We start from the raw sequence: 21,394 nt of genomic DNA on the forward strand, positions 1-21,394 counted from the left end.
GCCCCGTCGCACCCCGCACCGTCCGGACACCTTGCCGCGGGAACAGGCGGTGTGGTGGCTGCCGCCGCCCGTTGAATCCGGAGACACGTGGACCGGTGCAGCCCTCCACTCGACGCGCGCCCGGTCAGTCGCGTGGTCAACGACGCCGCGGCGGGGCAGTTGATCGAGGTCATCCCGAACCCCGCTCACCAGCGGTCTTCGTCGATCCGGCTGACCGACGGCGGCAGGGCGGCGATCACCGCCGCCCTCGCCCGAGAGCAGGCCCTGCTGCGCCAGGTGGACGGGAACCTGACCGACGCCGACGTGACGGCCTGCGTGCGGGTGCTCAGCAGCATGCTCGAACTCTTCGACAACGTCGACGTGGACTGACAGCCAGGCCCTGGTTCGGGCCCCTTCACGAGGCGAGCCCTGCGCCGACCGCACGGCTTCCGCCACCACATGACCACCAAATGCGGAACCAACCCCCTGCGTCTACGCTCATATGTGGATCTATGCCGCCAACGGTGGTGACTCGACAGGAAGCGAGATCCCCATGGAGCGGCTCAAGATGTCGGGAATCGTCGGGGAGCTCTCGGCGGAGTTCCTCGGCACGATGATTCTCATCCTCTTCGGCTGTGGTGTGGTGGCCCAGGTCGTGGCCGGCGGAGCACTCACCGACCCGCCTGGGGGTCTCGGAAATCACGACAGCATCGCCTGGGCATGGGGGCTCGGAGTCACTCTGGGTATCTATGTGGCGGGCAGGCTGAGCGGAGCACACCTCAATCCCGCTGTGACTCTTTCGCTTGCCGCTTTCAAGGATTTTCCCTGGAAGAAGGTGGCACCCTACGCACTCGCGCAGCTCGCAGGAGCGTTCGTCGGGGCACTCGTGGTGCGATGGAATTACACCGAGGCCCTGGCGAAGGCGGACCCGGGGCACACGATCAAGACGCAATTCGTTTTCTCGACGCTGCCCGCCAACGGGAACCCCGCGCTTCCGGTTCACGAATGGGGGGCGCTGCGGGACCAGGTCATCGGAACCGCCATTCTTGTGTTGCTGATCTTCGCGGTCACGGATCTTCTCAATAAGCCACCGGGCGCCAATCTCGGACCGTTCATCGTGGGCCTCATCGTGGTGGGCATCGGTATGGCGTGGGGCACCAATGCCGGGTACGCGATCAATCCGGCCCGTGACTTCGGGCCCCGGCTCGCGAGTTTCCTCACCGGCTACGGAGGAGCGTGGCGGGACCAGTACGGGAACTTCTACTACTGGGTGCCCATTGTGGGCCCGTTCGCGGGTGGCCTGGTCGGTGCGTTCCTCTACAAAATCCTTGTCGGCCGTTTCCTGCCCACCGCGGAGGCGGAGCCGGAGGGCACCATCCCCATGCCATCGGAGGAATGACGCCCGGTTCTTCATCGAGCGGGGATTCAGGAGAGGCAGCACGCCATGGCGGACTTCATCGGCGCGGTGGATCAAGGCACCACCAGCAGCCGCTTCATGATCTTCGATCACGACGGGAACGAAGTGGCCAAGCACCAGTTGGAGCACGAGCAGATCCTGCCCCGCCCCGGCTGGGTGGAGCACGACCCGGTGGAGATCTGGGAGCGCACCAACTCGGTGATGCAGAACGCCCTGCGCACCGGAGGTCTGAGCGCCACCGATCTCGATGCCATCGGGATCACGAACCAGCGCGAGACCACCGTCGTCTGGGACCCCCGCACCGGTCGTCCGTACTGCAACGCCATCGTGTGGCAGGACACCCGGACCGATTCGATCGCCAAGGCCCTGGAGAACGAGGGCCTTGGCGAGGTCATTCGCCGCAAGTCGGGTCTGCCTCCGGCCACTTATTTCTCCGGCGGGAAGATCAAATGGATCCTCGACAATGTCGAGGGGGTCCGCGAGGCTGCGGAACAGGGCCATGCGGTATTCGGGAACACGGACTGCTGGGTGTTGTGGAACCTCACCGGTGGCCCCGACGGCGGCATCCACGCCACCGACGTGACCAATGCCAGCCGGACGATGCTGATGAACCTGGAGACGCTCGACTGGGACGACGAGTTGCTGGGCATCTTCGGCATCCCCAGGGCGATGCTGCCGGCCATCCACCCGTCCTCCGACGCGGAGGCGTACGGCCGCACGCGCACGTCCCGGCCCCTGCGGGCCGCGATCCCGATCACCGGGGTGCTCGGCGACCAGCATGCGGCCACCGTGGGGCAGGTGTGCTTCGATCCGGGCCAGGCGAAGAACACGTACGGCACCGGGAACTTCCTCGTACTCAACACCGGTACGAAGCTGATCCGGTCGCGGCACGGCCTGCTCACCACCGTCGCCTACCAGTTCGACAAGAGCCCGGCCGTCTACGCTCTGGAGGGTTCCATCGCGGTCACGGGGTCCGCCGTGCAGTGGCTGCGCGACCAGATGAAGATCATCAGCGATGCCGCCGAGAGCGAACGGCTCGCCAGAACCGTCGAGGACAACGGCGGGATGTACTTCGTTCCGGCGTTCTCGGGCCTCTTCGCTCCCTACTGGCGCTCGGACGCCCGCGGCGCCATCGTCGGTCTCGCCCGCTACAACACCAACGCCCATCTGGCGCGGGCCACTCTGGAAGCCATCTGCTACCAGAGCCGGGATGTGGTGGAGGCGATGGAACAGGACTCAGGTGTCCATCTCGACGTGCTCAAGGTCGACGGCGGGGTCACGGCCAACGACCTGTGCATGCAGATCCAGGCGGATGTCCTGGGGGTGCGGGTGAGCCGCCCTGTCGTCGCCGAGACCACCGCGCTGGGCGCCGCGTATGCGGCGGGTCTCGCCACCGGTTTCTGGCGCGACCAGGGCGAGTTGCGGGAGCACTGGCAGGAGTCGCAGCACTGGGAGCCGCAGTGGAGCGACGAGCAGCGCGCCGAGGGTTACGCCGATTGGAAGAGGGCGGTCGAGCGCACTCTCGACTGGGTGAGGGTGGGATGACGTCAGGGGTCCGGCCACCGTGCGGGCGTGCCCGGCCGGGCACGCCCGCACGGTGCGGTGGGGTCAGGCCTCGGTGCGCAGTCCGGCCAGCAGCTGATAGACGGTTTCGGTGCCTTGCCGCAGGGCCTCGACGCCGATGTGTTCGTCGGTACCGTGCATGCGCTTGAGCATGTCCCGGTTCACGGTGAACGGGTACATGCCGTAGACGGGCACGTTCTGTTCTCGGAACGGCACCGCGCTGGTGACCGCCTCGAACTGGCAAGCGGTGGCCCGTACTCCGGGATGTGTCCTGCGTACGGCTGTCTGCCAGGCGCGGAAGACGTCCGTGTCATAGCCGGAGTCGGGCACGGCCAGGTAGCCGCGCAGCCGGTCCAGGGCCTGTTGCTCGCTCTCGCCGGGGTTGCCGACCACGGTCAGCGCCGCCCGGTTGCCGATCAGCGAGCGCAGTTCGGCGACGATGCGGCCGGGGTCGTCGGCCCCGGGGAGGAAGGCGGCCCGGAAGTCCGCGGTCGCCGTGCCCGGCACGATGCTCGGGTAGTAGCCGGACTGCGCGGAGGTGAAGGCGAGCGTGGTGCGCAGCATCGCGTTGTGCAGCTCAGGGGTCTCGCTGAGCCGTACCACCGCTTCGCCGGCCCTGTCCCGCTGCTGTTCCGTACGGGCGTCGAGCATCTCGCGCAGGGCCTCGGCGAGCGACCGGTCGGTGGTGGCCTCGGCGAGTTCGGCGAAGTACTGCCGGGACAGCGCGTTGGGACGGATGTGCGCGCGCCACTCCCCGAGTTGGTCAAGCACCTCCCCCAACCGGATCACGGCCTGTCCGGTGAATGGCTTGGACGTGTGGGTGGCGTACGAGGAGGTCTCCAGGCGCAGCAGCAGGGAGCGCTTGTCGTTGCAGGTGAGCGAGGCGATCATGGGCGTCGTGCCGTCGCGCTGGTTGAGCACCCAGCCGCCCTCGGTGATGACCGCGCCCGCCTCGACCTTGCCGGGGTGTTCCGTGAGGAACCAGCGCACCCCGTAGGGCCCCTGTTCCTCGTCGCAGTCGGACCAGAAGACGATGTCGCGGTCGAAGGCCGCGCCCTCCCGGACATGACGCAGCAGAGCGGCGACGAATGCGGCGTTGACGCCCTTCATGTCGAGCGAGCCGCGGCCGTACAGCTTGCCGTCCTTGATGTCTCCGGCGAAGGGGTCCGTCGTCCATTTGTCACCGATGGCGGGGACCACGTCGGAGTGACCGAGCAGGATGAGTGGTTTCTTCCGGGCCGGCCCGCTGCCGGGGACGCGGGCGAAGAAGTGGACGTTGCCTTCCTTGGGGGTGGGCACGATCTCGGTGCCCACCCCGGCCGCGCGGAAGATTCCCTGGAGCATCTGGGCGAACGGCTGGGTGAGCGCACCGTCTCCGGGGTTACTGGTGTTCTGGCGGATCATGGCCACGGCGAGGCCCACGGGGTCGGAGGCATCGCCCTCGAAGGAGACACTGCCCGCGGCGGTCGGCGCGGCGGCCGACGCTCTGGGTGTCGTGGCCGGCACCGCACCGAGGCCCAGCACCGTGCCCGCAACGGCCGTCGCTCCGGCGCCGAGCACGGAACGTCGTGACGGCCGGGCCCCGGGAAGTCCGTCCAGACAGGCGGAGATGACCGCTGCCGGGTTCTCCTGGTGGGCGTAGTGACCGCCCTCGACGGACAGCAGAGTGCACTCGCCACGGGTCCAGTCGGTCCAGCGGCGCACGGTCACTTCGGGCACGTGCGGGTCCTCGGTGGCCCACACCGCGCGCAACTCGACGTGCGGTACGGGACTTCGGCTGCCGTCGTAGCCCGCGGCCAACTGCAGATCGGCGATGACGGGAGGCAGCAGCACGTCCTCGAACTCGGGATCCGCCAGCAGCTCCGGGTCGGTCAGTCCGGTCCCGGTCGCAAAGGCACGGGCGTCCTCGACGGTCACGTCGCCACCGTCTCCGTGGAAGTCACCGGGGCACTGTCCGGCCACCACGCACAGCCGCGCGACCGGCACCCCGGCATCGAGCAGCCGGCAGCACGTCTCGTATGCAAGGAGCGCACCGAGGCTGACGCCGATCAGCACCAGTCGCCGCTCTCCCCGCAGTGCGCGTATCTCGGCCGCCACGGCATCCGCGTAGGCGGTCATGTCCGTGACGGGTTCCTCGTCGACGCGGGTACCGCGGCCCGGCGGTGTGATGAGCGCGAGTGCGGTGTCCTCGGGCAGCCGGCCCCGCCAGTTCGCGAACGTCGAACCGTGGGCGCCGGTGGGTGCGAAGCAGACGGCGAGGGTGCCGGCCGCGCTGTCCGGTGGGATTTCGCCCGGCACGCTCAACCATGGGACGTTCATGCCTGTTCCTCCTGCTGGGTCTCGCGGCACAGGGCGGCGATCGCGGTGACGGTGGGTGCGCCGAGGATGCGGCGCAGTGGGACGCGTCGGCCTGCTGTCTTCGCCAGCCGGTTGGCGAGCCGCACGGCGAGCAGGGAGTGGCCTCCGGCGTCGAAGAAGTTCTGGTCCGCCGAGGCCGGTGGGGCGCCGAGCAGTTCCTGCCAGAGTGCGGCGACAGCGGCCTCGGTGTCGTCGGTCGGGGTGAATCCGGCCGTCCGCTCCTGCGTGATGCTCTCCACGAGCGTGCGCAGGGCGGTGCGGTCGAGCTTGCCGTTGGTGCTCAGCGGGAGCCGCGGGACCTGCTGAATTCGGGCGGGCAGCATGTAGTCGGGCAGCCGGTCGCGCAGATGGCCGCGCAGTGCGGCGGGCCCGCTCTCCTCGTCGGCGGTGAAACAGGCGACGATGCGTGCTTCGCCGCCCTCGCTCTCCGCGTACGCCCCCGCGTCGGTGATGTCCGGCGCCTTGCGCAGCGTGGCCTCGATCTCCTCCAGCTCGACGCGGTAGCCGCGTACCTTGATCTGGTTGTCGGCGCGTCCGGTGATCTCCAGTACCGCGTCCGGGAGTTGGCGGCCGCGGTCTCCGGTCCGGTAGTGCAGGACTCCTGCGTCGTCCGTGGTGAAGCGGTCTTCGCCGTCGCCGCCGAGATAGCCGAGGGCGAGCGGAGGCCCGGAGACCCACACCTCACCTGTCGCACCGGATGGCAGCCGTCGGCCGAGGCGGTCGCGGACCGAGAGCGAGGCACCCGCCACGGGCCTGCCGACGGGGACGCGTTCGGCGTCCGCGGGCAGTCGGGCGGTGTCGTACGCGGCGACGTTGGAGGCGGTCTCCGTCATGCCGTACAGGTTCAGCAGCGTGGCGTCGGGCCAGACCTCACGGAAGCGCAGGACCGTGTCCACCGGCAGGGTGTCGGCGCCACTGGTGACCAGCACGGGCCGGTGCCCGCCGGGGTGTCTGGCGCTCTCCTCCAGCAGCCCGGCGATCAGCTGCGGGGTCAGGAAGAGATGCGTGATCCGCTCCTGCTCGACGGCGGCGGCGAACAGCACCGGGTCGAGTAGTTCGTCGGTGCCGAGCACGACGGACGGAATGCCCTTCAGCAGTCCGCCCAGCAGCTCCCAGGGCGAGGCGACCAGCGCCAGGGATTTCTGGACGGCCAGTACCGCGTCGTCGGGGAACGGGTGGTCCCGCCACATCCATTCCAGCCGTCCGCGGACCGAACGCCGGCTGATGCGTACGCCCTTGGGGTTTCCGGTCGTCCCCGAGGTGTAGACGATGTGGAACAGGGCGTCGTCGTCGGGCTCCTGCCCGGGGGCCTGGTGCAGCGGGCCGTCGGTGAGGGGCGCGAGCGTGACGCGGGGGGCGTCCAGTGTGGGGAACTGATCGAGTCCGGGCTCGGCCAGCACGCAGTGCGGTCCTGTCTCCTCCACCATCCGGCGCTGTCGTCGCACAGGTATCGCGGGGTCGAGCCCGAGGTAGGCGGCACCCGTTTTCAGTACGGCGAGGACTCCGGCGACGGCGGCGGGGCCGCGCTGGGCGGCAAGTGCCACCAGCGAGCCGGGGCCCGTCCCTTTGGCGGCGAGCCGGGCGGCCAGCCGGCCGCTCCACTCGTCGAGTTCGCGGTAGGTGAGGCTGGTGCCGGTGTGGCGCAGGGCGACGGCCCGGGGGTGGGCCGCCACCTGCTCGGCGAAGCGTTCCAGCAGGGTCGGCGTGGTCATCGGTAATCGTCTCCGGGCAGCAGATCGAGGGAACGGATGGTGGTGTGCTCCGCACGCTCCGGGTCGGTCAGGGCCCGCAGCGCGATCAGCGTGGATTCCAGTACGTTGCGGGCGGCCGGGGCGTCGAGCAGCTCCTGCTGGTAGGCGTACTGCAACAGCAGCCGGTCGGGGCCGTGCGGCTGGACGTACAGCGCGCAGTCGTACTTGGTGTAGCCGGTGTCCAGCTCGACGAAGCGGAACCCGACGTCCGAGGCGGTGGTGGCGCGCGCCGGGTACGGCAGCATGTTGAGCATGGTCTGGAAGACCGGTGTCGTCGCGGAGCTGCGTGAGGCGGCCGGAAGCCGCCGAAGTGTCCAGCCGAAGGGGTGATCGGCTGCGGCGTACGCGTCGTACACCGTCTCCCGCACCTGTGTGGTGAACTCCGCGAGGGTCGCGGCCGGGTCGATGTGCAGACGCAGCGGCAGCATGGCGAGCATGAACGCCGGGACCTCGGCGGCCTCCGGCCGCTCCCGGCCCGCCATCGGGGCGCCGACGATCACCTCGTCGGCGTCGCCGTAGTAGCTCAGGGCCAGCGCGTAGGCGGCCAGCAGCGGCACGAATGCGGTGGCGGAGGCGGACAGTGCGGTGTCGCGCAGCCGCTGGGACAGGCGCTCGTCGAGGACCGCCTCGGTGGTCTCGCCCCGGTAGGTGGGCGTGGCGGGCCGCTGCTTCTGCGCGATCTGCAGTGCCGGGAGATCGCCCGCGAGCCGGTGCAGCCAGTACTTCCCGGCCTCGGCGACCTCCTCGGTGGCAAGTCGCGCCTCCAAGTGGTCCAGATAGCGGTCGTACCGCGTGGCGCGCTCGGGGTCGGGCCCGGCCGGCTGCTGTTCGTACAGTTCGGCGAGCCGCTGGAACAGCACGGTGGCGCCCCAGCCGTCGAGGAGCAGCTCGTGCATGGTGACCAGCAGCCGGTGCTGTCCGCCGGGCAGTCGGAACAGCTCGGTCCGCATGGCGGGTTCGGCGAGGAGGTCGAAGGGCTTGGCGGCCTCCTCGGCGGCCACTGTGCGGAACTCGTCCGCGGTGATGTCCCGCGCCCGTCCGGGCGGCACCGCTTCCCAGTGCGGATAGTGGTGCACCACTACCTGCCCGCCCGGCTCGTCGGTCTCGGCGAACCGGGCGAGGAGCAGCGGGTTCTCAAAGAGCAGCAGCTGCCAGGCCCGCGCCAGCCGTGCCACGTCCAGTGGCCCGTCCAGTTCCAGGGAGCCCTGGTAGCTGTAGTAGGGGCTGAGCGGGTCGAGTCGCCAGTGGAAATAGACACCGGCCTGCTGCGGGGTGAGCGGCCGGGTCCGCGGGGCGTCCCAGGCACGTTCCGTACGGGTGCCGGCCGTCTGCTGCCGGTGGCGGCCGAGCGCGGCGAGTGCGGCGGGACTGCCGTCACGCAGGACGTCGCGCAGGCCCGCGGCCGATCCCTCCTCCCGCAGTGCCGCGACCAGCCGCATGGCCAGCAGCGAGTCGCCGCCCAGCTCCAGGAACGAGTCGTCCCGGCCGACCCGCCCGGTGCCGAGGATTTGGGCGACGAGGGCTGCGATCGAGGTCTCCGCTTCGCCGCGCGGTGGTGTGTACGGGCGGCGGTCGGGGCGGCTTCGGCGCGGTGGTGCGGGGAGCGCCTTGTAGTCCGTCTTGCCGTTCCGGGTGAGCGGAAGGCGGGGCAGGACGACGAAGGTGTGCGGCACCATCGGCGCGGGGAGCCGTTCGACCAGATGGGCGCGGAGTGATTCCTCCGCCACCTCGTCGCCGGAGGCGGTGACATGGGCGACGAGCCGTGGCGGCTGGGCGGCCACGGGGATGTGGGCGCTCTCGCGGGCCACCAGGGCGCCGGTGTCGTCGGGGGTGTGGACGGTGACGGCGCAGGCGGCGACCGCGGGGTGGCCGCCGAGGACCGCTTCGATCTCGGCGAGCTCCATGCGTACGCCGCCGAGCTTCACCTGCCGGTCGACCCGGCCCAGATACTCCAGCTGGCCGTCCGGCAGTACGCGTACGGCGTCCCCGGTGCGGTAGAGGCGCCCGCCGCCGTCGCCGAAGGGGTCGGTGAAGAAGGCGCGAGCGGTGCTGTCCGGTTCTCCGAGGTAGCCGCGGCCCACGGCGAGTCCTCCGACGAACAGCTCGCCGGTCTCTCCGTGCGCACAGGCGTGCCACTCCCCCTCCTCGGAACGAAGCACATACAGCGCTGCGTTTCCGATGGGAGAACCGATCGGCAGATGGCGTACTCCGGCGGCCGGTGGGCCGAGTACGGCATGGGTGACATCGTCCGAACACTCGGTGGGGCCATAGGCGTTGAGCAGTCCGATGCCCGGCATGGTCTTGTGCCACCGCTGGGCCAGGGCGGGTGGCAGCTCCTCGCCGGTGGCGATCATCCAGCGCAGCGCGCCGGGCCCGGTCCCTGTGCTCTCGTGGGCGTCGAGCAGGAAGCGGATGAGTGTGGGTACGGTTTCCAGCACCGTGGTTCCGTGGCTGCGCAGCTCCTCCAGCAGCAGTGCGCCGTCCTGCGCCTGCTCGTCGCCGAAGATCTGTACGCGGCCGCCGACGAGCAGTGGAGCGAGCATCTGCCAGACGGAGATGTCGAAGCCCAGCGGTGCGGTCTGCGCCAGCCGGTCGTCCGCGGTCAGTCCGAGGTCGTCGACCTTGGCCCACAGATGGTTGAGCATCCCCTGGTGCTCGACGATCGCGGCCTTGGGGCGGCCGGTCGATCCGGATGTGTAGAGGACGTAGCGCACCTCGTCGGGGGCGGGCGGTGCGGTCCGGGTGTACGGGGGGTCCGCCGGTTCCGGTGCCGTGGTGGGGACCCCGGCCGCCCGGGCTCCCTTGATCAGCTCGCCGCTGTCCGCCGCTCCGCCGGTGGTCAGCATGAGCACGGCGCCGCTGTCGGTGAGGAGGGACTCGACGCGGGCGGCGGGCCAGCCTGCGTCGACCGGCAGATAGACGGCGCCCAGCAGCTCCAGTGCGAGAAAGGCCGTGATGACGTCGCCGCCGCGACGGCCGCCGACCGCGACGATCTGCCCCCGCGAGATTCCGGCAGCCGCCAGCCGTGCGGCTGTGCGACGCATCCGGTCTGCCAACTGAGCGTATCCGATGGATATTTCGCCGTCGTCGATCGCCGCGCGGTCAGGGTGCGTGGCCGCGTACCGCTCGACGTACGCGTGGACTCCCTCGCCCAGCTCGTACGGCTCGCTGCGGGTCAGCGCGAGGGCGACGGCCCGCTCCCGTGCCCCTTCGGCCAGCGGGAGCGTCGGATAGCGCTCGGGTATGCCGGTCACTACGCCCCCTTCTTCTCTGCGACGACGAGCAGATACTCGACGGGCACGCCTGTGCCCCGCTCATCGGTGGTGTGGAAGCCCTCGGTCATCTCGACCATCTCCGCTCGCAGTTCCTTCCAGCGCGAGGGCGGCGAGATGGTGTTCTTCGCTGCGATGCAGGGACCGAAGCAGTTCTCGAAGAAGGCGACCAGATCCTCGGCCGTGCCGAACGGGTAGAAAAGTTCCCGGCGTTCGGACATGACGGTGAATCCGGGGCCGAAGAGTTCGGCGAGATAGTCCGGGGAGCCCCACAGCATGGGCTGCCCCTGATGGCCGTTGGGCGAGGGGAAGTAGGCGGAGAGGATCTCCTGGAAGTGGGCGGTCCAGCTGCGTGCCGTCCAGTTGCACATGCCGATCCGGCCGCCGGGCCGCAGCACCCGGACCATCTCGCCGGATGAGGCGGCATGGTCGGGCGCGAACTGGATCCCATAGGTGGAGGTCACGAGGTCGAACGAGGCGTCGGCAAAGGGGAGTTCCTGCGCGTCGCCGCGGTGCAACTCCACCTCGACACCGGCACTTGAGAATCGTGCGCGCGCGTCGGGAAAGAACTCGTCGGTCAGATCCAGCCCGGTGACGTCACAGCCGCGCAGGGCGGACAGCAGCGCGACGTTCCCGTTGCCTGTGGCGACGTCGAGATGGCGGGTGTCCGGCTCCGGGGCGAGCCGGTCGACCAGCTCGACGGCGCCGGGCCGCAGCAGATCGGCGACGTGCCGGTACTCACCGTACGACCACATGGTGCGGTTGATCTCCTGGATGTTCTGATCGATCGTCATGCGGATCCCCCTCAGAGTGTGAGCCGGACGCCCAGACCGGCGGCTTCGGCGCGGGCGTGGATGCGGTCGGCGACGGCGACGTCGAGGATCGACATACCGAACGGGTTGCTGATGACGATCTCGTCCCGGTCTCGGCGGCCTGGGTGCCGACCGGCGAGCACATCGCCGAGCGTGCCGTCGACGCGGCGGGCACCGGGCCGTGCGGTGACTCCTTCTCGCAGGGTGCCGTCGGGGCCGAGCAAGGTGCCCGCCCGGTGCATCCGGCCCAGCAGCCGGCGCGGGTCGTCACGGACCAGGCTCCAGTCGTCGACGATCACCGTTCCGGCCGAGAGCACCGCCGCCTCGGTGAGGTCGTCCAGCGAGACATGACAGACGAGCGCGCCCGGCCGCAGCCAGTCGGGCTCGATGTATCCCCGGGTCACCGTCGTGACGGGCACGACGAGTTCGGCGTCCCGCACAGCCTGTCGCGGACCGTCGGCGAGCACTGTCTCGACGTCCGTGGTCCCGGGGAGCGAAGCGATGTAGCGGGCGACGGACTTGGCACGGTCGGGCGCCACGTCGTACAGCGATATTCGGCGCAGGGTGGGCACGGTGCGCAGCAGCAGCGCCACATGCGCCTGTGCGAGCGCGCCGCAGCCGAGGAGCGCCAGTTGTCGAGGCTCCTCCACCGCCAGATGGCGAACGGCGAGCGCGGTCACCGCCGCGGTGCGCATCGCGCTGATGTACGCGGCCTCCATCAGTGCGAGGGGGCGGGCGGTCTCCGGGTCGAGGAGCAGGGTGAAGCCCTGGGAGCGCGGTATGCCGCGCCCCGGGTTGCCGATCGAGGCGTTGATGGTCTTCATGCCGATGACCGGTGGCCGGCCGGCCTGGACCAGCGCGCCGGGCATGGCCAGCAGCCGGGCCGAGTCGCCCTGCGGCGTGGTCCAGCCGAGGTAGGCCTCCTCGGGCAGGACCGACTGTCCGGCGGAGTGCAGCATGAGCGCCTCGGCCACCGCCGCCACGATGTCCACGTCGCGGGCCGCCTCGATGACGTCCGCACGGGTCAGATAACGGAAGTGGCTGTCGGGGTATTGCTCGAAATCCATTGCGGGCGAAGCTCCTTGGCAAGAGGGTCGGTGGTGGGGAGAGTCCGGGGGTGGTTCAGTCGCCGGCGCTGCGCGGCCCGCGCAGCATCGCGAAGGGGACGAGCGCTCCGAGCAGCAGCACGCAGGCGAGCGCGACCCAGCCGGCCGTGCCGAGGGCGAGGACGACGCCGGTCATCAGCACCGGGCCCGCAACTCGGTTGGCGACGGTGCGGCTGGTGTTGAACAGCACCAGGTAGGCGCTGCGCGCCCGCTCGGGTGCCAGGTCGAAGGAGAGGGTCCACGATGCGCCGACCTGGAGCAGTTCGGCGAACGTCAGGAGGACGACGGCGGCACCGAGCACCAGCAGTGCTTGCCCCGCTCCGAAGCCGGGTGCGGCGGCGAAGGCCAGGGTGCCGCAGCTGAGCAGCAGTGCCGCGGTCGCGTATGAGTACCACGCCCGCCGCGTTGTGCTGTAGCAGCGGTTGAGCGGGTACTGAAGGGCGATGCACAGCACGGTGTTGACGGCGTACAGGATTCCGACATAACGCTCCGGTACGTCGGTCCCGGTGACGAGCCACAGCGGGAAGGCCACGTTGAGCACCGGCATCCAGAGCGACACCAGTGCGTTGTACGCGATGAAGCCCAGTAGCCTTCGGTCCTTGAGCAGATCCGCGACACGGGTGCTCTCGACAGCGGTTGCGGCTTCCTCTCCCTGGGCGGTGGCGTACACCACGGCCACCACCACATAGGCGAGTGCGCCACCGATCAGCAGCGGCCGGAAGGCTCCGGGCGCTCCGGAACCCAGGGCGACTCCGGCGATCAGCCCGCCCAGACTGATGCCGAGGTTGACGACGGTGCGCTGCACGGCCATCACCTTCGCGCGCAGGCTCTCGGGGGCTCGCGCACCGACGTACGACTGCACCAGTGGGGGCGAGGACTGCTCGGTGACGGCGATGACGGCGACCACGAGGAGAAAGCTCCACCAGCCGTCCACCCACAGATAGCCGACGGTGGCCAGGGCGCGCAGCAGCATCACACCGATCAGCACCGGCTTCGGCCCGAATCGCCCGGCCAGCCGGGCGATGGGCACGGCGGCGGCGATGGCGACGGCTCCGCCGATCGTCAGGCCGGTGCCGACGGACGACGTGCTGAGATGAGCGACCTTGACGAAGTAGATGGTCGAGACGGCGAGGAACAGTCCCGTACCGGTCCACTCGATCAGCGTGGCGCCCTGGACCAGCGGCAGGAACTGCCGGTAGTCGGGGCCCGTCCGCCGCCGGTCAAGGGTGGTGCTCGTGCCCATGGTCAGTGCTCCTGGTGCTTTCGGTCGAAGAAGAGGCCTTCGCGGCGCAGTTGTTCCACGGCGGCCGTGATCTCCTTGACGACGCCCTGCTCGGTCGCCCAGTCGTCGCAGTAGAGGGTGTCGCGGTATTTGCCGCCGCCGTCGGCGGCCAGGCAGACCGCGAGCCGGTCGTCCATGCGGCCGTTCTCCAGGTCGGTCAGCAGCGCGCGTACGGCGCAGCCGCTGGATCCCCCGAGTACAAGTCCCACGTCCTCGGCGAGGATCCGGCAGACGGCGATCGCCTCGATGTCGTCGACGTGCACGGAACGGTCGTAGCCGTGCGGCCCTTTCAGGAAGGCGGACGGCCGACTGGCTCCGATGCCCGGCAGCAGCCGGCGTCCGGCGCTGCCTGCGACGGCCAGCGAACCGCGTACGTCCACGGCTACCGCGGCGACGTCGGGCCGGTGCCGGCGCAGATGTGCGCTGATGCCGGCGAGGGTGCCACCGGTGGAGACCGGCACGTACACCGCGCCGAGTTCCGGTCCCGCCTGCTCGGTGATCTCGGGTCCGGTGGTGCGGCGGTGGATGTCGGGCGAGGCCCAGTTCTCGTACTGGTTGGGCCAGCGGTACCCGGGGTTCCGGTCGCACAGCTCGCGCACCCTGCGCAGCCGGCTCAGCAGGTAGCCGCCCTGTCCGTCCGGTTCGTCGACGACGATCAACCGGGCGCCGCGTTCGGTCAGCATGGTGCGGGTGGCGTGCGGGGTCTTGAGATCGACCACCGCGAGGAAGACGCAGTCGATGGAGGGCAGCAGCCGGGCCAGGGCCAGGCCGAGATTGCCGGAGGTGGATTCCACCACCACCGTGCCCGGGGTGAGCGGTCGTTCGTCGTGCAGCGCCTGTAACAGCCCAATGGCGCTGCGGTCCTTCACCGATCCGGTGGGGCCGTGTTCCTCGAGTTTCAGCCCCAGACGCCGCACCCGGCCCCGGTGGGCGACGTCCAGGTGAAGTAAGGGGGTCTTGCGGAGGGCCCGTGCCAGGACGGGTTTGACACGCGGCACTGCTTCCCCCTGTGCGATGCGTCGTTGACCTTTTCCATCGTTCGACCGGTCTGCCCCGCTGCGCGCACTCAGACCTTAGGCATGCACCCCCCGGTATCACCACGCCACTGCCCGGCGCGCGTGTCGCTCTTGGCCAGAACAGCGCTTGACGCCTCTTCGCGCCCCTCCGCATCCCTGCTGAGGATCCCAGCGCCGGCCGGGGGGACGGCTCAATGGTCCGCCGCGCGCAGGGTACGGTCGGCAATTCGAAATGGCCGGTTCGGTACAACACCTGTCGGCCCTGCCGGACCCGCACGACGAGAACCGTCCCGGCCCTGTGCCGGAACGGTTCCGTCGTTGTGCGGCCGGAGCCCCACATGGTGGCCCGGACTGCCGGACAGAGGCCGACCGGGCCGCCGGCATGGTCAGTGAACTCCCGTGTCCTGCAACCGGATCCGGCGTGTGCTCAGCGGGCATGCCGTGGGATCCGGCGCAGGGCGGCGGGTCGTCAGCAGATCCGCGGCAGTTGCTCCCCGACCGGCAGGTCGACCACCCGTGTACCGCCGAGCCCGGTGCGGGCCACCACCATGCCCGGGTGGGTGTCCACCACCTCACCGATCACTGCCGCGTCCCGGCCCAGCGGGTGTGCACGCATCGCGTCCAGGACCGCATCGGCGTGTTCACGCGGTACGAACGCCACCAGCTTCCCCTCGTTGGCGACGTACATCGGGTCGAGGCCCAGGATGGCGCAGGCATTGGCCACCGGCGGAGGGACAGGGACGTGTCGCTCCTGGATCACGACGCCGGTGCCCGACGCCGCCGCGATCTCGTTGAGGGATGCGGCGAGCCCCCCACGAGTGGGGTCGCGCAGTACGTGCAGATCCGGGGTGACCGCGAGCATGGCCTCCACGAGTCCTCCCAGGGCCGCGCAGTCGCTTTCGATCTCGACGCCGAACTCCAGTCCCTCGCGCACACTCATGATCGCCACGCCGTGGACACCGATCGCCCCGCTGACGATCACGACGTCACCCGGGACGACACGCTGCGGACGCAGGTCGACGCCGGCCGGAATGAGGCCGATGCCGGCGGTGTTGATGAAGATGCCGTCGCCGTGACCGGCTTCGACCACCTTGGTGTCCCCCGTCGCCACCTCGACGCCCGCGTTGCGCGCGGCGGCACCGAAGGCGTCGGCCACGCGCGCGACGACGGAGAGCTCGACGCCCTCCTCCAGGATGAATCCGCAGGACAGATAGGCGGCACGCGCACCGCTCATGGCCAGATCGTTGAGGGTGCCGTTGACCGCGAGGTCGCCGATGCTGCCACCGGGGAAGAACAGCGGCCGCACCACGAACGAGTCGGTGGAGAAGGCCAGGCGGGCACCGCCCAGCGACACCGTTGCCGAATCGCCCATCTGCGCGAGCACCTCGCCTCCGAAGGCGGGGGCGAAGATGTGCTGGACCAGCTCGGCGGAGAGCGCGCCGCCACCGCCGTGGCCCATCACGATGCGCGGGTGATCCCGCAGCGGGGCCGGGCACGTCCATGCCGTGGGATCGAGCGGCGGGATACCGGAGGGAGGCGTTGCCGAAGCGGTTACGTCACCGCGCGTGGGGGTCTCGACGGTCTCAGCCAACGGAGCTCGCCTCCACAGGTGCGGTCTTCTTCATGTCCAGCCGCCGGTATAGGTAGTACGCGGCACAGGCGCCCTCGCTGGAGACCATGGTCGCTCCGAGTGGGGTGCGAGGAGTGCAGATGGTGTCGAATGCCTCGCATTCATGGGGCTTCAGCAGGCCCTGCAGAACCTCTCCGCTGCGGCACTGAGCGGGTTCACGGGTATCGATACCGGTCACCGAGAAGCGGTATTCGGCGTCGTAGTCCCGATAGCGCGGGGAGAGCCGCCAGCCGCTGCCGGGGATGACGCCGATGCCGCGCCAGGACCGGTCGGTCACCTCGAAGACGTCCTCCAGCATGGCCAGAGCGGCGGGGTTTCCCTCTGGGCGCACTGCGCGCGGGTAGGCGTTGTCCACCATGTGTTCGCCGCGTTCCAGCTGGGCCACTGTACGGCGCACGCCTTCCAGGATGTCCAGCGGTTCGAATCCTGTCACCACGATCGGGACGCCGAACCGTTCGGCCAGCTGGGGATACTCGCCCACGCCCATGACGCTGCACACATGTCCTGCGGCGAGGAATGCCTGCACCCGGCAGCTCGGCGATTGCATGATCGCCTCGATCGCCGGTGGCACCCGGACATGGGACACCAGCAGACTGAAGTTGCGGATTCCGAGCCTGCGTGCCTGATAAACCGTCATCGCATTGGGAGGCGCGGTGGTTTCGAAGCCGATTCCGAAGAACACTACCTCCCGGTCCGGGTTCTGCTGGGCGATCTTCAGCGCGTCGAGCGGGGAGTAGACGACCCGTACGTCGCCGCCCTCGCTGCGGACCCGGAACAGGTCCCGGCCGGTGCCGGGGACGCGGAGCATGTCGCCGAAGGAACAGAAGATCACTTCCGGGCGGGAGGCGATCTCCAGTGCCTTGTCGATGACCTCCAGAGGGGTGACGCACACCGGGCAGCCCGGTCCATGGATCAGTTCGACCTGGTCCGGCAGCAGTTGATCGATGCCGTGCCGGATGATGGTGTGGGTCTGCCCGCCGCAGACCTCCATCAGCGCCCACGGCCTGGTCACGGTGGCGCGGATCTCGTCGAGCAGCCGCCGGGCCAGTGCGGGGTCCTGGAATTCGTCGATGTACTTCACCGCTGCGCCTCCTGGGCTGCTTCACCGGCACCGGGCAGCGGCAGCCCGCCCGCCTCTGCCGCCATTTCCCACGGGTCGCCGAACTCTTCCTGAAGCATTCCGAGTTGGGCGAACAGCTCCAGCGTCTGCCGGGCCGATTCCTCGTCCAGTTTCTGCAGGGCGAACCCCACGTGGACAATGGCGTACTCGCCGACCTGAAGGTCCGGCAGATATTCCAGACATGCTTCCTTGACCACTCCGCCGAAATCGACGGTGGCCATGCGGGTGCCGTCCCGTTCCTCGATTTCCAGTACTCTGCCGGGCACCGCCAGGCACATGACTTCTCCTTGCTGTGGTTGATCCGCCTGCCCGGTCCTGCCGGGACACGCCGTCAGTGGATGGCCGCACTCCCCTGCACCGCGCCGATGCGGCCATCAAGTGTTCGGGCGGCTCGGGTTCGCGCGGCCACCATCACCTGTCCCAGTGCCAGTCCTCCGTCGTTCGGGGGTACCTGGTGGTGCAGCAGGACGGTGAAGTCGTGTCCGCGAAGCGTCCGGGCGCAGGCCGAGGAGAGCCGGGTGTTGGCGAACACTCCGCCGGTCAGGGCAACGGTGTCCAGGCCGTACCGCTCACGCGCCAGGACGCAGGTGCTGCGTACGAGGGCGGCGACCGACTCGTGGAAGCGTGCCGCGATGACGCCCGGCGCAGTACCCGCGCGCACGTCCTCCACCACCGCCGACAGTACGGGCGCGGGGTCGGCGATCAGCGCGCTCCCGTCGCCCGGTGCGGGAGAGCGCAGCGCAAAGCCGTATCCCGCGCAGTCGCCCTCGGCCGCCTGGAGCGCGGCGGTTTCGAGTTCGACGGCGGCCTGGGCCTCGTATCCGGCCCGGTGACAGATGCCGCTGAGGGAGGAGACGGCGTCGAACAGCCGGCCCATGCTGGAGGTGGGGACACAGTTGAGATTCCGCTCCAACTGGCTTGACAGTACGTCCAGTTCTTCGGGCGGGCAGGCCGCGGTGCACGGCAGGTCCTGTGCCCAGCCGATTCCCGCCGCGTGCAGATGTGCCAGGGCCATGCGGTAGGGACGCCGTACGGCGGCGTCGCCGCCCGGCAGAGGGACATACACGAGATGCCCGAACCGGTGGTAACCGTCGTAGTCCGCCAGCAGGATCTCGCCGCCCCACACGGCTCCGTCGTCGCCGTAGCCGGTGCCGTCGAACGCGACGCCGATCACCCGCCGGCTGCCGTCCAGGCCGTGTTCGGCCATTGCGGAGGCGATGTGTGCGTGATGGTGCTGTACGCGTACGACCTGCCGTTCACCGGCCAGACGGCGGGTCAGCTGTCCCGAGCGGTATCCGGGATGTCTGTCGACGGCCAGGACTGCGGGCCGCACCCCGGTGATGGTCTCCAACTGCTGTCCGGCGTCCTCGAAGGCATGTTGTGTGGCGAGGTCGTCCATGTCTCCGATGTGGGCGGACAGCCAGGCTCTGCGCCCCTCCGCCAGACACAGGGTGTTCTTGAGGTCGCCGCCCGCAGCGAGGATCGCCGGTACCGGAAGAGGCAGTTCGACGGGCCGGGGGGCGTAGCCGCGTGAGCGGCGTACGGTCAGCAGTTCCCCGTCACAGACGCGGACGACGGAGTCGTCGCACGGTACCTGGATCGGGCGGTCGTGGGTCAGCCAGGCGTCGGCCAGACGGGCGAGCCGGTCCAGCGCCTCGGCGTCGTCGGTGACGATCGGCTCCCCGGCGACGTTGCCGCTCGTCATGACGAGCAGGCGCGGCCCGGCCGGGTCGCCGGGCAGGCCCAGGAGCAAGTGGTGCAGGGGGGTGTAGGCAAGCATGACGCCGAGATCGGGGCTGCCCGGGGCGACGTTGTCCGACGGTGCCGGGGCGTCCGGCCCGGGGACGGCGCAGCGGCGGCGCCTCAGCAGGACGATCGGCCGGACGACACCCGTGAGCAGCGCCCGCTCCTCCGCGCCGACATGGACGAGGTGTTCGATGTCGCCGATGTCGCGGGCCATCAGGGCGAACGGCTTGTCTCCACGGCCCTTGCGGCGGCGGAGTGCGGCCACGGCCCGGGCGTTGGCCGCATCGCACGCGAGGTGGTATCCGCCGAGCCCCTTGACGGCGAGGATCGCTCCGCCGGCCAGGAGTCTGCGGGCCTCGGCGACCGGGTCCGTTGCGGTGATACGTCGCGGAGCCTTGTCCGGGTCCGGGTACGCCATCAGCAGATCGAGGCGCGGCCCGCATCGGTGGCAGGCGACCGGCTGGGCATGGAATCGGCGGTCTGCGGGGTCTGCGTACTCGCGGGCGCAGTCGGGGCACATGGGGAAAGGGGCCATGGTGGTGTGTGCGCGGTCGTACGGCAGATCCGTGACGATGGTGAACCGCGGCCCGCAGTTGGTGCAGGTGATGAAGGGATGCCGGTGACGCCGGTCCGCGGGGTCGGCCAGCTCGGCGAGACAGTCGGCGCAGGTGGCCACGTCCGGGGGGACCAGCGTGCGGGAAGGTCCGCCGGTCCGGGAGGCGACGATGGTGAATCCGGCACCGCCCTCGGCGGGGACTTCCCTGTGCTCGACGGAATCGAGGACGGCCATGGGCGGTGCGTTCGCGACGATTCCTTCGCAGAACAGGGCCACGGCAGCAGGTGAGCCCTCGACTTCCGCGACGACACCCTCGGGGGTGTTGGTGACGTGTCCGGCCAGGCCCATCGCGAGGGCGCGCGTGTACAAGTAGGGCCGGAACCCGACGCCTTGCACGACGCCCCGGACGGTGACCCGGCGACGTTGCGCCGGCTCACCCATGGCCGGGCCGGACCGTTGGGTCGTCACGCGCGGGTCTGCGCCATGGCGCCGGACGCATCCGTCGCAGCGCCGGGCTCGCCCCGACCGGCATGCGTGTGGGGGCGGCCGTGAGAAGTCTCGCCGGGCTCCTCGTGTGTATGGGTGTGCGTGGAGTGGTGCTGCTGGGCCATGACAGGCCGGTGGACCGGGGCTCCGTTCGCGGCGTCCAGCGCCCGTTCGAGGAGCGCCCCGACGCCGTCACCGCGCCGGGCAGAGGTGAGGAGCACCTCCACACCGGGATTGACCTGCTCGACGTGGGCGCGGAACGCGTCCTCGTCGAAGGCCACAGCCTCGGCGATGTCCGTCTTGGTGACGAGCACCAGGTGCGCCAGCCCGAAGGCGGTGGGGTATTTCAGCGGCTTGTCCTCGCCTTCGGTGACCGAGGCGAGGACGACCCTCAGGGTTTCGCCGAGATCGTACGAGGCCGGGCAGACCAGGTTGCCGACGTTCTCCACGAAGAGGAGCCGGGTGTCCTCGGGCAGCCACCCGTCGAGGTGTCCGCCCAGCATCCGGGCCTCCAGGTGACAGAGGCCGTCGGTGAGCACCTGCTTGACCGGGGCTCCGGAGCGGGCCAGGCGCATGGCGTCGTTCTCGGTGGCCAGGTCGGCGGTCAGCGCCGCGACGGGGACGCCCGTCTCACGGGCCAGGACCAGTTCGCGTTCGAGCAGTGCCGTCTTCCCGCTGCCCGGGCTGGAGAGCAGATTGACGACCGCGGTGCCGCGGGCGGCCAGTTCGGTGCGCAGCCGGTACGCTGTCGTGTCGTTCTTCGCGAGTACCGCCTGCTGCAGATCGACCACACGGCACATGGTTCAGCGCTCCTCGGAAATCGGTTCACGGGTACGTCTCTGCGCAGGTCCTTCGTCCCAGTGGACGTCGGCGATCTGCAGTTCGCGGCCCGAGAGCAGCTCCGCGGTTGCCTCGCCGCACAAGGGGCAGCACAGCTGCGGAGGCATTCCGACCGCCCATTCGTCCGCACAGGGCGCGCAGCGTGCTCTCGCCCGTACGGAGTCGACCACCAGCTCCGCGCCTTCCAGAACGGTCCCGGCGCAGGCCAGTTCGAAACAGAAGGACAGCGCGTCGGGGACCACTCCGGCCAGCTCGCCGACCTGGAGCCGGACGGATGTGACGGCGACGGCGCCGCCGGCTCGGGCTGCTTCTTCCACCTGGCCGACGACGGCCATGGCGATGGACATCTCGTGCATGGGTCTCCGTCCTGCCCACGTCATTACACCGGGGGATTGCGGCCGCAGCCGGGCTGGCTCGCCGACGCCGGACGCTACGTCCGTCATTCGGTGCAGCCCGGAAC

Annotated in this window: 15 protein-coding genes and 1 pseudogene; 3 read left to right on the forward strand and 13 right to left on the reverse strand. The window is 70.0% G+C overall.

What is annotated here, in order from left to right:
• Positions 1 to 123 precede the first annotated feature (123 nt).
• The 3 genes and pseudogenes from NRF20_RS04360 to glpK form a co-directional block, all read left to right on the forward strand.
• Positions 124 to 369 (forward strand): annotated as a pseudogene (locus NRF20_RS04360) (MarR family transcriptional regulator); the annotation flags it as partial.
• 163 nt (positions 370 to 532) lie between these two features.
• Positions 533 to 1,378 (forward strand): MIP/aquaporin family protein, encoded by an 846-nt coding sequence (locus tag NRF20_RS04365; protein ID WP_266355146.1) that lies wholly within the window; start codon positions 533 to 535, stop codon positions 1,376 to 1,378.
• A 45-nt stretch (positions 1,379 to 1,423) separates the two neighbouring features.
• On the forward strand, positions 1,424 to 2,941 hold the full coding sequence (gene glpK, locus NRF20_RS04370) for a glycerol kinase GlpK (RefSeq protein WP_398631613.1): 1,518 nt from the start codon (positions 1,424 to 1,426) through the stop codon (positions 2,939 to 2,941).
• A gap of 63 nt (positions 2,942 to 3,004) precedes the next feature.
• On the opposite strand, the gene NRF20_RS04375 is transcribed toward glpK, so the two are convergent.
• From NRF20_RS04375 to hypA, 13 genes are all read right to left on the reverse strand, one after another.
• Positions 3,005 to 5,278: a M20/M25/M40 family metallo-hydrolase gene (locus tag NRF20_RS04375; protein WP_398631612.1), complete on the reverse strand. Its 2,274-nt coding sequence runs from the start codon at positions 5,276 to 5,278 to the stop codon at positions 3,005 to 3,007.
• Entirely contained in the window at positions 5,275 to 7,029 is a 1,755-nt protein-coding gene (locus NRF20_RS04380) for an AMP-binding protein (RefSeq protein WP_398631611.1), read from the reverse strand. The genes NRF20_RS04375 and NRF20_RS04380 overlap by 4 nt, the downstream gene beginning before the upstream one ends.
• Complete coding sequence (locus NRF20_RS04385) at positions 7,026 to 10,322, reverse strand: amino acid adenylation domain-containing protein (RefSeq protein WP_413752038.1); 3,297 nt, start codon at positions 10,320 to 10,322, stop codon at positions 7,026 to 7,028. Before NRF20_RS04385 ends, NRF20_RS04380 begins: the two co-directional genes overlap by 4 nt.
• A complete protein-coding gene (locus NRF20_RS04390; protein ID WP_413752039.1) occupies positions 10,322 to 11,134 on the reverse strand; it encodes a class I SAM-dependent methyltransferase in 813 nt (270 codons plus the stop codon). Before NRF20_RS04390 ends, NRF20_RS04385 begins: the two co-directional genes overlap by 1 nt.
• A gap of 11 nt (positions 11,135 to 11,145) precedes the next feature.
• Entirely contained in the window at positions 11,146 to 12,219 is a 1,074-nt protein-coding gene (locus NRF20_RS04395; protein WP_398631608.1) for an ornithine cyclodeaminase family protein, read from the reverse strand.
• Positions 12,220 to 12,274: 55 nt separating this feature from the next.
• Positions 12,275 to 13,501 carry an MFS transporter gene (locus NRF20_RS04400; RefSeq protein WP_398631607.1) on the reverse strand — a complete coding sequence of 409 codons (1,227 nt, stop codon included), beginning with the start codon at positions 13,499 to 13,501 and terminating at the stop codon, positions 12,275 to 12,277.
• Between the two features lie 2 nt (positions 13,502 to 13,503).
• Positions 13,504 to 14,538 carry a pyridoxal-phosphate dependent enzyme gene (locus tag NRF20_RS04405; protein ID WP_398631606.1) on the reverse strand — a complete coding sequence of 345 codons (1,035 nt, stop codon included), beginning with the start codon at positions 14,536 to 14,538 and terminating at the stop codon, positions 13,504 to 13,506.
• 487 nt (positions 14,539 to 15,025) lie between these two features.
• Positions 15,026 to 16,081 carry a hydrogenase expression/formation protein HypE gene (hypE, locus tag NRF20_RS04410; RefSeq protein WP_266365001.1) on the reverse strand — a complete coding sequence of 352 codons (1,056 nt, stop codon included), beginning with the start codon at positions 16,079 to 16,081 and terminating at the stop codon, positions 15,026 to 15,028.
• A gap of 58 nt (positions 16,082 to 16,139) precedes the next feature.
• The gene (gene hypD / locus NRF20_RS04415) at positions 16,140 to 17,267 is read right to left on the reverse strand and encodes a hydrogenase formation protein HypD (protein ID WP_398631605.1); all 1,128 of its coding nucleotides are present in this window, start codon (positions 17,265 to 17,267) and stop codon (positions 16,140 to 16,142) included.
• Positions 17,264 to 17,584, reverse strand: coding sequence for a HypC/HybG/HupF family hydrogenase formation chaperone (locus tag NRF20_RS04420; protein ID WP_266355156.1), 321 nt, complete (start codon positions 17,582 to 17,584; stop codon positions 17,264 to 17,266). Before NRF20_RS04420 ends, hypD begins: the two co-directional genes overlap by 4 nt.
• Positions 17,585 to 17,637: 53 nt before the next feature.
• Positions 17,638 to 20,049, reverse strand: a complete 2,412-nt coding sequence (hypF, locus tag NRF20_RS04425; RefSeq protein ID WP_398631652.1) for a carbamoyltransferase HypF — start codon at positions 20,047 to 20,049, stop codon at positions 17,638 to 17,640.
• Positions 20,050 to 20,072: 23 nt separating this feature from the next.
• Positions 20,073 to 20,894, reverse strand: a complete 822-nt coding sequence (gene hypB, locus NRF20_RS04430; RefSeq protein ID WP_398631604.1) for a hydrogenase nickel incorporation protein HypB — start codon at positions 20,892 to 20,894, stop codon at positions 20,073 to 20,075.
• A 3-nt stretch (positions 20,895 to 20,897) separates the two neighbouring features.
• Positions 20,898 to 21,290 carry a hydrogenase maturation nickel metallochaperone HypA gene (gene hypA, locus NRF20_RS04435; protein WP_398631603.1) on the reverse strand — a complete coding sequence of 131 codons (393 nt, stop codon included), beginning with the start codon at positions 21,288 to 21,290 and terminating at the stop codon, positions 20,898 to 20,900.
• Positions 21,291 to 21,394: the final 104 nt, after the last annotated feature.

The sequence above is a fragment of the Streptomyces sp. R-74717 genome, from assembly GCF_047305335.1.
Classification (GTDB): Bacteria; Actinomycetota; Actinomycetes; order Streptomycetales; family Streptomycetaceae; genus Streptomyces; species Streptomyces atratus.

Bases quoted from the DNA above. Each gene is read 5' to 3' on its own strand.
- hypB (WP_398631604.1), bottom strand. From the start codon at position 20,894: ATGTGCCGTGTGGTCGATCTGCAGCAGGCGGTACTCGCGAAGAACGAC.
- NRF20_RS04395 (WP_398631608.1), bottom strand. From the start codon at position 12,219: ATGGATTTCGAGCAATACCCCGACAGCCACTTCCGTTATCTGACCCGT.
- NRF20_RS04380 (WP_398631611.1), bottom strand. From the start codon at position 7,029: ATGACCACGCCGACCCTGCTGGAACGCTTCGCCGAGCAGGTGGCGGCC.
- NRF20_RS04420 (WP_266355156.1), bottom strand. From the start codon at position 17,584: ATGTGCCTGGCGGTGCCCGGCAGAGTACTGGAAATCGAGGAACGGGAC.
- NRF20_RS04365 (WP_266355146.1), top strand. From the start codon at position 533: ATGGAGCGGCTCAAGATGTCGGGAATCGTCGGGGAGCTCTCGGCGGAG.
- NRF20_RS04400 (WP_398631607.1), bottom strand. From the start codon at position 13,501: ATGGGCACGAGCACCACCCTTGACCGGCGGCGGACGGGCCCCGACTAC.
- NRF20_RS04375 (WP_398631612.1), bottom strand. From the start codon at position 5,278: ATGAACGTCCCATGGTTGAGCGTGCCGGGCGAAATCCCACCGGACAGC.
- glpK (WP_398631613.1), top strand. From the start codon at position 1,424: ATGGCGGACTTCATCGGCGCGGTGGATCAAGGCACCACCAGCAGCCGC.
- hypA (WP_398631603.1), bottom strand. From the start codon at position 21,290: ATGCACGAGATGTCCATCGCCATGGCCGTCGTCGGCCAGGTGGAAGAA.
- hypF (WP_398631652.1), bottom strand. From the start codon at position 20,049: ATGGGTGAGCCGGCGCAACGTCGCCGGGTCACCGTCCGGGGCGTCGTG.
- NRF20_RS04390 (WP_413752039.1), bottom strand. From the start codon at position 11,134: ATGACGATCGATCAGAACATCCAGGAGATCAACCGCACCATGTGGTCG.